Below are 2881 nucleotides of genomic sequence, written 5' to 3' on the forward strand. Positions count from 1 at the left end.
TGAGGCGGGGCGGCCGACCTACACCGTCCACGTGAGCAACGACGTCCACCAGAGCGGCTTTCTCGTGGTGGACCACGCCGGCGAGCCGGTGCGCGTCAACCCGCCCCGCTGACCGACCGGCGGAACCCCCCGGCCGCCCCTCCCGAGGCCCGTCCCGCCGGCGATCAGTCCATCAACCGGCTCAGAGACTCGATCTCCTCCACCGAGCGGGCCGTCACCACGAGCATGGTCACACCCGCGGCCTCCCACTCGGCGATCTGCGACCGCACCGAGTCCTCGTCGCCGATGATCGCGGTGGCCTCGACCATCTCGTCCGGGACCGCCGCCGCGGCCTCCTCCTTGCGCCCGGAGCGGAACAGCTCGGTGATGCGGTCGACGTCGTCGGCGAAGCCCATCCGGCGGAACGCCTCGGCGTGGAAGTTCTTCTCCTCCGCGCCCATGCCGCCGGCGTAGAGCGCGGTGAACGGCTTGTACGCGTCGAGGACCGCGCGCCGATCCTGCGTTATGTGAAGCTGGCACAGGAACGCCACCTCGAAGTCCTCCCGGGTCCGCCGCGCGCCGGGTCGGGCGAAGCCCTCGTCGAGCCACGCGTTGAACTCGTGCGCGGTCCGCGGCGAGGCCAGGAACCCCAGCCACCCGTCCGCGATCTCGGCGGCGAGTGCCACGTTCTTGGGCCCCTCGGCCCCCAGCCAGATGGGCACGTCCTCGCGCAGCGGGTGGAGGATCGACTTGAGCGGTTTGCCCAGTCCGGAGGCGCCCGGCCCCTGGTACGGCAGGGCGTACGCGGGCCCGTCGGAGGTCACGGGGGCCTCGCGGCGGAGCACCGCGCGGATGATGTCGATGTACTCCCGCGTCCGGGCCAACGGCCTGGTGAACGGCTGGCCGTACCAGCCCTCCACCACCTGCGGACCGGAGACGCCCAGGCCCAGGCAGAACCGGCCACCGGAGAGGTGGTCCAGGGTCATGGTGCTCATCGCGGTGGCCGTGGGCGTCCGGGCGGACAGCTGCACCACCGCCGTGGACAAGCGGATGCGTTCGGTGAGCGAGCCGTACCAGGCGAGCGGGGTGAACGCGTCCGAACCCCAGGCCTCGGCGGTGAAGACGGTGTCGAACCCCGCCCTGTCCGCGGCCACCACGAGGTCGGCGTGGGTGGTGGGCGGCTGGGCGCCCCAGTATCCGAGCTGCAAGGCGAATTTCATGGGGACCAGTGTGACCCAGACCGCCCCGCGACGGTGTCCGGCTCACGAAAAGTCACACACGGCGCAGTGGAACGTGTTCTACTTGTGGCGTGACATCCAGAGAGATCGTTGTCGACATCACCCCGCCCGACGAGGCCGTGCTCGAGGCCCCGCTCGCCCCGTCCTTCGCTTACACGCGGTCGACCGGACCGGTCCTGGGCGCGTTCTTCACCGGCCTGCGCGACCGCCGACTCGTGGGGGTCCGCGACTCCCGCGGCGCCGTGCACCTGCCGCCGGTGGAGTTCGACCCCCACACGCACGAGGCCCTGACGGACTTCGTCGAGGTGGGCTCCGGGACCGGGATCGACGGCGTCGTCGTCGTCTGGACCTGGGTTCCCGAACCCACCGACGTCAACCCGCTCGACTCGCCGTTCGCCTGGGCCCTGGTCCGGTTCGACGGCGCCGACACCGCCATCCTGCTGCCCCTCGCCGCCGACGGCCCCGAGGACGTGAGCTCGGGGATGCGCGTGCGGCTGCGGTGGTCCGCCGAGCGGACCGGGACCATCCACGACATCGCGTGCGTGGTCCCCGTGGACGTGGCGGGTGGGGACGACCCGGGCGGCACCGATCAGGGCGACGACGACGAGGTCCCGCAGCCCTCCGGGGGTGAGCCCGTCACCATGGTCGTCACCCCGATCGGCCTCTCGGTGACCCACACCGCGGGTCCCGCCGAGAGCGAGTTCCTCCGGGCCATCGTGCAGGGCCGTGTGCTCGGGCGGCGTCGCTCCAACGGACCCGAGGTCTACGTCCCGCCGCGCGACTACTGCCCCTCCGACGGGGTGGCCATGGGCGAGTACGTGGAGGTCTCCGGCGTCGGCACGGTCACCACGTTCGGCATCGTCAACGTGCCGTTCGCCGGTCAGGAGATCACGCCCCCGTACGTCACCGCGTACATCCTCCTGGACGGGTCCGACGTCCCCATCCAGCACCTCGTGCTGGGCTGCGAGGCCTCGGAGGTGCGCATGGGCATGCGGGTACGGGCGGCGTGGACGCCCGAGGCCGACCGCCCTGCCTCGATGAAGGCCATCACCCACTTCGAGCCGACCGGCGATCCCGACGCCGACCCCGACACCTACGCCGATCACCTGTAGAGGACACCCGTGACCCCCACCGCACCCCGGGACGTGGCCGTCGTCGGTTTCGCCCACGCCCGACACACAGAGTCCACCTTCGGCACCACCAACGGTGTCGAGATGCTCGCGCCCGTCTTCGCCGAGTGTTACCGGCAGACCGGGCTGGACCGCACCGACATCGAGTTCTGGTGCTCCGGTTCCTCCGACTACCTCGCCGGCCGGGCCTTCTCCTTCATCTCCGCCGTCGACACCATCGGCGCGTTCCCTCCCATCTGCGAGTCGCACGTGGAGATGGACGCCGCCTGGGCGTTCTTCGAGGCCTACCTCAAGATCGCCACAGGCCAGGCCGACACCGCGTTGGTCTACGGGTTCGGCAAGGCCTCGGCGAGCACCGACCTCGACTCGGCGCTGGCGCTGCAGCTCGACCCGTACACCGTGGCCCCGCTGTGGCCCGGCCGCCACCACATGGCCGCGTTGCAGGCCCGCGCGGGGATCGACGCGGGCAAGTGGTCCGAGGGCGAGATGGCCTCGGTGGCCGCCCGCGCCACCGGCAGGGACGAGCGGGAGCTG

The 2881-nt window shown here is 71.6% G+C and carries 2 protein-coding genes and 1 pseudogene; 2 read left to right on the forward strand and 1 reads right to left on the reverse strand.

The window, feature by feature from the left end:
- Positions 1–164: 164 nt before the first annotated feature.
- Positions 165–1199 (reverse strand): LLM class F420-dependent oxidoreductase, encoded by a 1035-nt coding sequence (locus G6018_RS03530; protein ID WP_182638754.1) that lies wholly within the window; start codon positions 1197–1199, stop codon positions 165–167.
- Positions 1200–1288: 89 nt separating this feature from the next.
- Between G6018_RS03530 and G6018_RS03535 the strand changes: the two genes are divergently transcribed.
- Both G6018_RS03535 and G6018_RS03540 read left to right on the forward strand, forming a co-directional pair.
- The gene (locus tag G6018_RS03535) at positions 1289–2329 is read left to right on the forward strand and encodes an OB-fold domain-containing protein (RefSeq protein ID WP_347237783.1); all 1041 of its coding nucleotides are present in this window, start codon (positions 1289–1291) and stop codon (positions 2327–2329) included.
- A gap of 9 nt (positions 2330–2338) precedes the next feature.
- Positions 2339–2881: pseudogene (locus tag G6018_RS03540) on the forward strand (lipid-transfer protein); the annotation flags it as partial.

The organism is Dietzia sp. DQ11-44 (assembly GCF_014145205.1).
Classification (GTDB): domain Bacteria; phylum Actinomycetota; class Actinomycetes; order Mycobacteriales; family Mycobacteriaceae; genus Dietzia; species Dietzia natronolimnaea.